The 6,705-nt window shown below is 65.5% G+C and carries 8 protein-coding genes; 1 reads left to right on the top strand and 7 read right to left on the bottom strand.

Features of this window, described 5'->3' with window-relative positions; all coding sequences use genetic code 11:
- Positions 1–195: 195 nt before the first annotated feature.
- Complete coding sequence (locus tag ACLP4W_RS23665) at positions 196–354, top strand: hypothetical protein (protein WP_442389830.1); 159 nt, start codon at positions 196–198, stop codon at positions 352–354.
- On the opposite strand, the gene ACLP4W_RS23660 is transcribed toward ACLP4W_RS23665, so the two are convergent.
- From ACLP4W_RS23660 to ACLP4W_RS23630, 7 genes are all read right to left on the bottom strand, one after another.
- Entirely contained in the window at positions 330–1,049 is a 720-nt protein-coding gene (locus ACLP4W_RS23660; RefSeq protein ID WP_442389829.1) for a serine protease, read from the bottom strand. The two genes, ACLP4W_RS23665 and ACLP4W_RS23660, sit on opposite strands and share 25 nt — an antisense overlap.
- A gap of 22 nt (positions 1,050–1,071) precedes the next feature.
- Positions 1,072–1,242 carry a hypothetical protein gene (locus tag ACLP4W_RS23655; RefSeq protein ID WP_442389828.1) on the bottom strand — a complete coding sequence of 57 codons (171 nt, stop codon included), beginning with the start codon at positions 1,240–1,242 and terminating at the stop codon, positions 1,072–1,074.
- Complete coding sequence (locus tag ACLP4W_RS23650) at positions 1,239–2,537, bottom strand: hypothetical protein (protein WP_442389827.1); 1,299 nt, start codon at positions 2,535–2,537, stop codon at positions 1,239–1,241. The genes ACLP4W_RS23655 and ACLP4W_RS23650 overlap by 4 nt, the downstream gene beginning before the upstream one ends.
- Positions 2,537–2,830, bottom strand: coding sequence for a hypothetical protein (locus ACLP4W_RS23645; protein ID WP_442389826.1), 294 nt, complete (start codon positions 2,828–2,830; stop codon positions 2,537–2,539). The genes ACLP4W_RS23650 and ACLP4W_RS23645 overlap by 1 nt, the downstream gene beginning before the upstream one ends.
- 31 nt (positions 2,831–2,861) lie before the next feature.
- On the bottom strand, positions 2,862–3,095 hold the full coding sequence (gene nrdH, locus ACLP4W_RS23640; RefSeq protein WP_442389825.1) for a glutaredoxin-like protein NrdH: 234 nt from the start codon (positions 3,093–3,095) through the stop codon (positions 2,862–2,864).
- Between the two features lie 765 nt (positions 3,096–3,860).
- The gene (locus ACLP4W_RS23635) at positions 3,861–5,498 is read right to left on the bottom strand and encodes a ParB/RepB/Spo0J family partition protein (RefSeq protein WP_442389824.1); all 1,638 of its coding nucleotides are present in this window, start codon (positions 5,496–5,498) and stop codon (positions 3,861–3,863) included.
- Between the two features lie 764 nt (positions 5,499–6,262).
- Positions 6,263–6,705 (bottom strand): hypothetical protein (locus ACLP4W_RS23630; RefSeq protein ID WP_442389823.1); only part of this gene is annotated, 443 nt, incomplete at its 5' end.

The following is a 6,705-nucleotide window of genomic DNA, read 5'->3' as shown; positions in this document are numbered from 1 at the left end:
GCCGGTGCCGCACGGGCGCAGCGGCAGCCGAGCGTCAGCGAGGCGAAGCGAAGAACGGGCGAGCCCGCCGGGCGTGGGTTGACAGCGACGGGGTCCCTGACGGTCATACTTGGCCCCCGCTGACGGCGAGAAGAAGATGCGGGGCTACCGATGCTTTCGTGTGGTGTCGACTGTGCCGGCGCGTACCCTGACAGGATGTTTGACGAGGCGGTGCTGCGCGAGTTGATGCACGACTCAAATCCTGTTCCGACCCCAGTGGTTGCCTGGCTGGTCACCGGGCAGTGGCCGGCGCCGGCGCTGTGCTGTGATGTGTCGTATCCGCGCGCTGATTACTCGGGCTTGCTGGAGTTTTGACCCGGCCGACCCGGTGCGTTTAAGGCGCGAAGACCGCTGGATAGTGAGGCGAAGCGGCCGTACTCTTGGCCGCTGGCGGTTGTTTTCTCTCCTAGCCAGATGCCGATGATTCGGGCGAAGCCGTGGGGGGTCTGGGTCCAGACCGGGCCTCCGGAGTCGCCGGGGATGCTGGGGGGCATGCCAGTGGTTAGGTATTGGTCTGGGCCATGGTCGGCGGCGATTTGACCGCAATGCTGGCCGCTGGAAACCCCGCTGTGGCAGATGGTTTGGCCGACCTGGGGTTCGGGGTGGTCATCGGTGAAGGGCGTGTGGTTGTCGGCGATGAACACTGACGCCAAGGAGTTGGTGCTGAAGTCGATCAGCGCGTAGTCGGCACCGCCGCTGCGTGGGGGCTCGAATACGGTGCGTACGAAATTTCCGGTGAGCCCGCTTCGCTTGTCGCGCGCATAGCCTGACGTGGTGTTGGCGTGGCAGTGGCCGGCGGTGATGGCGTAGGTGTGAAGGTCGGCGCCGGTGTAGACATAGCCGATGGTGCAGAACTGGTTGCCCCCGGCGGGGCTGATGTAATCGACCTCTTCGCCGGGGCTGACCAGGGTCAGCGCGGCCTGTGACGGTGCCGGGCCGGCTAGTGCCAGAGCTGCCGTGGTGAGCAGGCCTGAGACGCTGGCGGCGAGTCGTCGGATTGTGGTGTGCATGAGCCGGTCAGGTTCCAGGGGTTTAGGCGGCGCGGGCGTGACGTAGGCGGCGTTCGGAGCGCAGTTGAGCGCGGGCGGTCATGCTGTCGATCCAGGCGCGGGCGGTGTTGGCCGCGGGCCCGGGCCGGCCTGCGGCCGCGGCGATCGTTGCGGCCGCTCGGTTAGCGATGACGGTCTCGAAACGCGTTGTCATGCAGACTCCTTGAACGGGGCGCGGTTGTCGCTGGTGGTCGCAGTTGGGGACCGACGAGTGTTGCGCCGGTAGTCGGTGGTGAGCCGCTCGAGAAGGGCTTGGACGGCGTGAGCGGCTGCGCGCGACGTTGGTGAGGGCTGCCGGATGGTGTGGTGGCGCAGGTCTTGGTCGGTGCGCTGCACTGTGCGCACTTGTTCGGCGGCTTCGGCGAGCCATCGCGCGGCGTTGCGTGCGCTGCCGGGCACGATGCCGCGCCGGGCGTGGTGGGCGCGGGCCTCCCGTAGGGCGACGTCGAAGCGGTGGGCGGCCCAGTGGGCTCTCGCGGCGGCGGCCAATGCGCGCAGCTCGGTGGGGGTGATGACGGTGAGACCGCCGAAGGGGTCGGCGCAATTCCACAGCCCGGCGTTGACGTGGTCGGTGACGTCGGCTTTGTCGATGTCGAGGGCGGGCAGGAGCACCACAACCTGGGCGGCGCCGGCGTGCAGGCGCTCATGCAGGCTGATCGCCCGCCGATAGCCGGCGAGGTCTCGATCGGCCACGATGGCGACGCGCAGTCCAGCGAAGGCGTCGACCAGTTCGGCGGGGAAGTTGGCGGCTCCTTGGGCGTTGGTGGTGGCCAGGCAGCCAAGCGCGGTGAGGGTGTCGGCGTCTTTCTCGCCTTCGGTGACCCATACCCAGGCGCCGGTCTTGGCTGCGCTCTGAATTGCGTTGGGCCGATACAGCACCGGGGTGAATCCGCGCGGCTTGCGGTACACCCATTGGTGCGCGTCGCGGTAGCGCTGCCGGAACCGTTTGTGGGGTTGACCGGTGCAGGTGCATTCGTCGCGAATGACCTGCTGCACTGGTGTGCCGGTGGGGCTGAGGTAGGTGTAGACCCGGACCCGGCGCCACTGGTGCTCGGCGTGTTCGCGGGGCGCGGTGATACGCGCTGGCAATGGTCCTAACCCGGGAACTCGTCGCGCCGCCTTGGGCTGTGCGGCGCGCGGGCGGTGTTGCCCGCCGGCGGGGGCGGGGTTGTCGAACAGGTCGGCCAGGCGCAGACCGAGGACGGCGGCGATGTCGGCGGCGGGGGCCTGGCAGCTAAAGCAGTGCAACAAGACCGCGCCGCCACGGCCGGCGCGCGTGTTTTCTCGCCATCCCACAGATAGGGAGGGGGAGTGGTCGGTGTGCAGGGGGCAGCTGGCCATGAAGGCCTCCGGGCCGCGGGGGCGGATGCTGTGCCCTGCTGCTTGCAGGGCCTCGCGCACAACGTCCAAAGCGGCTGCGGGCCTTGCGAGTTGCTGTGTGCTGGCCATCACGGAGTCTCCTGGTCGATGACGGTGTGCACCACGGCGTAGGCCGCGCGGGTGTTGCGGATACTGTCGTCAAGGAAGGTGGCGACATCGCGGCCGTCGCGGCCGTCCACGAACTCGACGTCGTAGATGGAGTTACCGCGCAGCTGCTCAAGAGTGCGCGCGGCGTCCTGCAGGGCTTTGACGGCGGCCGCGATGTGGGCGAGCAGATCGCTTCGGGTTTCAGCGATTCGCTCGATGCGGTCCAGTTCGACGAACTCCTCAACTGCTTGGTCCAGTGCGGCGTCGGTGTACATGGGGTTGGGTCCTTTCGGTCAGGGGTGGGGTCTAGGCGGCGGCCAGGAGAGCCAAGCGATCCGGACGAAAACCCGACCAATGCACCGTGGGGGAGACATAGACGACGGGCGCGCCCAGGTAGCCCAAACTCATCACGTATTCGCGGGCCTCGGGATTTTCGGTGACGTCGATCTTCTGGTAGTCGATTCCCGCTTTGTCGAGCGCTTTGAACGTCGCGTTGCACTGCACGCAGGCCGGTTTCGTATATACCGTGATTGGGGACATTACTTGCCTCCTTCGTAAATAGGGAGTGCTGCGCTGGATAATTAAAGATTACTGCCGTAGTTGGCCCTATGCCATAGTCGCGCAAAAGAATTTCGAGCAATTGTGGATAGTTCGCAACACCGATTGAAGTTGGGTATGCGCACCCGCCTTTCGGCGCGATCGGCGCCGCATGTTCTCGCGCCGTAACCGCCTGTGCCCTGCAGTGTTACCGCATTGTGCGCAGGCAGCGCACAGGAACCGGCGAACCGGCCGGTGCACCAGGGATTCACGCTTGTTCTCGCTTCGCGCGACCTGGCGGTAACCGTTTAGCAGCAGCGATCGTGCCCCGTTCTTCTTTTTGTATTTCATCATGGATTTAGCTTGCCTAACCGGTCGGTGTAAGCCGTTTGCGCTCACTACCTCCACGCTCCCTTCGCTGTAATTGCCGCCATTGTTTTTGCCTTTCAGGCATTCACGATGTGAACCGGCCAACGGGCCGTGGAGTGCAAGGCCCGGGCGCGAAGTTTTCCCAGTGAGCGTCAGCGCGCGGCGCGGGGAAAAGTTCGTGAGCTCACCGGTCCGCAGCAGCGCGAAGGCCGGTGCCTTGCAGGTAGCGGTCCGGTCGGTCAGAATCGAACGGCCAGAAGGCACAATATGTTTCGCCGTACACCCGAGGATCGAACGGCCGTGATGAGCGGGCAGCACCGGCTGGCGGGTGGGACCGCAGTCGCCAAAGGTGGGGCCAGTACCGCAGCCCTGACCCCACCCGAGCGGCGCGCTACTCCTTTACCGCATCGGCCAAATACTGCTCGTACACGTCGTCGGCGTCCTTGTTTCGTTGGTCACGACTTCCTCGACGGGAGCCAGCGGATAGTCGTTTTCGGCCAGCCACCGCAGGTACTCGGCGCTGCCGACGTGGTGGCCCCACCCGGCCGCGTTGTCGCGCCAGGAATCCTTGGGGGTACGCGATTCCAGCGCTCCGAGCACCAGGGCCAGCGTGATCACCTGGGCCCGCCCGTCGCCGTTGGCGGGCAGATCGGCCACCAGCTTGGCCACGGCCTGGCCGCTGTCCACTCCGAGCAGTTCAGCGGTCATTTCCAGCGCGTTGTGATTGGTGAGCAAGAAACTGTCACGAGCCAAGCAGTCAGCGATGAACATGGCAGCCCCCTTGGGGGGCGTCTTTCGCGCCAACAGCTTCTTGACGAACTCGCGGCGAACGCTGAGGGCCGCGTCACCGAGCTTGTTGAGCGCCAACACTCTACGGCGCTCACGCTTGTCGGCCTCAGCGCGCTCAGTCGCGGCCTGCTGGCGTGCCGCCTCGCGTGCCTCGTCGTCCAAATCGACTGCTTCGCCGGTGTCGGTGTCCACCATTCCTGCCTGCCGTGCGAACCAGCTCTGCGGTGCCAGCCCTGCAGCGCGGTAGTCGAGGCAGTAGTAGTCGGGAGCGAATACCGTTGTCTCGGTGACCGTTTTGGCGTGGCGCAACCCCTCGGCAGGTTCGGCGTCTGGCTGGCCTTCGGTGTCCCAGTCCACATCGCCTTCATTGACGAACTGGCCGGTTTCCACGTCGCACAGGGCCGTGTCCTCATACAGCAGCACCGCCCAGTGGGCCGGTTCGGTGACTGCCGTCTCATCGGCCCCAGCGCCATCAGCGGTTACCAGGTGATGCAGCGGGATGCAGGCCTGGTCCCGTGAATCGGGCCGCTGCTGAAGGACGGTGAACCCCCGGTCGGTGTAGCTCTGTGCGGCTTTGGCTTCTGCTTCGGCGGTGATGCGTTCTTCGCGCAGCTGGGCGACGATGTGATCGAACCGCCGGGTACCGGCAGCCTCGATCAGACGGTCCACCGCGCCGGGGATTTCCTCGAACTCGGTGAGCGCGGCAGCCTCGGCCAGGTTCAGCTGACCGTCGTTGAGAGCGGCCATCGCCGTCGAGGATTTCGCAGCGCACTCGGCGGCTTTAACCACGTCTTTGTCTACCGACAGCGTCTTGGCGACTTTCGTCACCGACAGACCAGCATCGATCATCTGCTGGATGCCGCGTGCTCGCTGAGCCTCGGTGAGTTGCCTGCGCTGGTCGTTTTCCACGATCTGCTCAGACAGCCGTTCCACGGCCTGGCCAGCCTCATCGATGGCGGTTGCGGGTCGCACGTAGACGGGGACGCTGCTCAGGTTGGCTTCGCGTGCCGCCAATGCCCGGCGCTGCCCTGCGCGCACCCAGACAGTGCCGTCATCGCTGCGCACGGCGGCAATCGGGATGAGCACTCCGTGCTCTTTGATGCTGGCCACGAACTGGGCGTCGAGGTCGGCCGCATCGCGGACGTTGAGTTCCAACATCAGGCTGTGTGGATCAAGGTGTTCCAAGGTTCCAACGGGCTGGTCGGGGCCGGTGGCGGTGGTCTCGGTGATCTGGACGGTGTCGGTCATGACTGAACCTTTCTCGGGAGGCGTGCGCGTGGCCGCCTGTTCTGTTTGCCTTCTGGCAATGAAGATTTGGGCCGGCATGAGGGCCGCGGAGTGCAAGGTCCGGGCGTAGCGCAGCGGAGGCCGTGGCCTTGTGCGGAGGGGACCGCCGGCCAGAATCGAAAGCCAGAAGGCAAACCAACTGGGTTTGGGCCCCGGGGGGCGCCCAAACCTCCGTGTCGGTTCTCATTTTGCGTGGCGAACTTCTCACAGGAATGGCGGATGAGTGGCGAATCCGTCACCAAGTTGAGAATCTGATTAGCGTGCTAGCTATGTGGCGCTGTGGAGACGGCTCGGCGTTCGCCCTCGAGGGTGGTCGTCTCGAAATGGACGACATACGAAAGTCTCGAAAGTCAGTCGCAATTCCTGCCTAGCTTGGTTGCCCCGTGAGCGGCTCTAGTCGAGATCCGCACCGTCGCTGAACCTTCCAGCGCCGAGCAGCGCGTGCTGAGCGGCGGCCCGTACACCGTGGTGTCGCATATGCAGCATGTCGGGGTGGTGTATCCGCCGCCATGCCCGGCGCAAGACTGGTCAGCCATCATGCCCGCGGTGGCAGCGGTGGGACGTAGAGAAATACCGTCGACGGTCGTGGGGATACCGTCTCTTTGCCGATGCCCAGCCCGACCGGGGTGTTGGTGGCGAGACTGCACTTCACATCGGGTGCATTGCTCGATGAGGGAGGCTGCAAACCTTCCTGGATGAGGTCCCCTGGGAGCAGCTCAGCGGTGTCACGGACAGGTGAAGTAAGGAAATTCGGCCGTGATCCGCGCTGGGTCGGGCGCGACACCGGCGCCCAGCGGGGAGTTGGTCAACACCGACAGCACGTTGTCCAGCACGTTGTCCATCAACCCGCGCCCGTTCATTCCGGTGTAGTCGAAGGATGCGGGCGTGCCCAGCTCGTAGGGCAGCGTCATCGATCCGAACAGGTCGGCCACGCGGCGCGCGTAGGCGGCCGGATCAGCGGAAGTGCCGGCGAGTGTGACGTATTTGGTGACGGTGTCGACGGTGCGCGCGACGAACCGCGAATTGTCCCCGGACGGGGCAGTCGAGTTGAACGCCTCGCTCAACTCGTCGTCGTTGAGGTGGAGGTGGGTGAACATCGGCAGACCCCAGCGGGCCACTTGCTGCTCAGGCGCGTGGCCGCACAGCGACACCGTGGCCCAGGCCTGCA

The sequence above is a fragment of the Mycobacterium sp. genome (assembly GCF_052145595.1).
Taxonomy (GTDB): domain Bacteria; phylum Actinomycetota; class Actinomycetes; order Mycobacteriales; family Mycobacteriaceae; genus Mycobacterium.
The sequence above is the reverse complement of the archived record's forward strand: the minus strand, read 5'-3'. Positions and strand labels throughout refer to the sequence as shown.

Coding starts and splice junctions, on each gene's coding strand:
- ACLP4W_RS23665 (WP_442389830.1), top strand. CDS start 196: ATGTTTGACGAGGCGGTGCTGCGCGAGTTGATGCACGACTCAAATCCT.
- ACLP4W_RS23660 (WP_442389829.1), bottom strand. CDS start 1,049: ATGCACACCACAATCCGACGACTCGCCGCCAGCGTCTCAGGCCTGCTC.
- ACLP4W_RS23655 (WP_442389828.1), bottom strand. CDS start 1,242: ATGACAACGCGTTTCGAGACCGTCATCGCTAACCGAGCGGCCGCAACG.
- ACLP4W_RS23650 (WP_442389827.1), bottom strand. CDS start 2,537: ATGGCCAGCACACAGCAACTCGCAAGGCCCGCAGCCGCTTTGGACGTT.
- ACLP4W_RS23645 (WP_442389826.1), bottom strand. CDS start 2,830: ATGTACACCGACGCCGCACTGGACCAAGCAGTTGAGGAGTTCGTCGAA.
- nrdH (WP_442389825.1), bottom strand. CDS start 3,095: ATGTCCCCAATCACGGTATATACGAAACCGGCCTGCGTGCAGTGCAAC.
- ACLP4W_RS23635 (WP_442389824.1), bottom strand. CDS start 5,498: ATGACCGACACCGTCCAGATCACCGAGACCACCGCCACCGGCCCCGAC.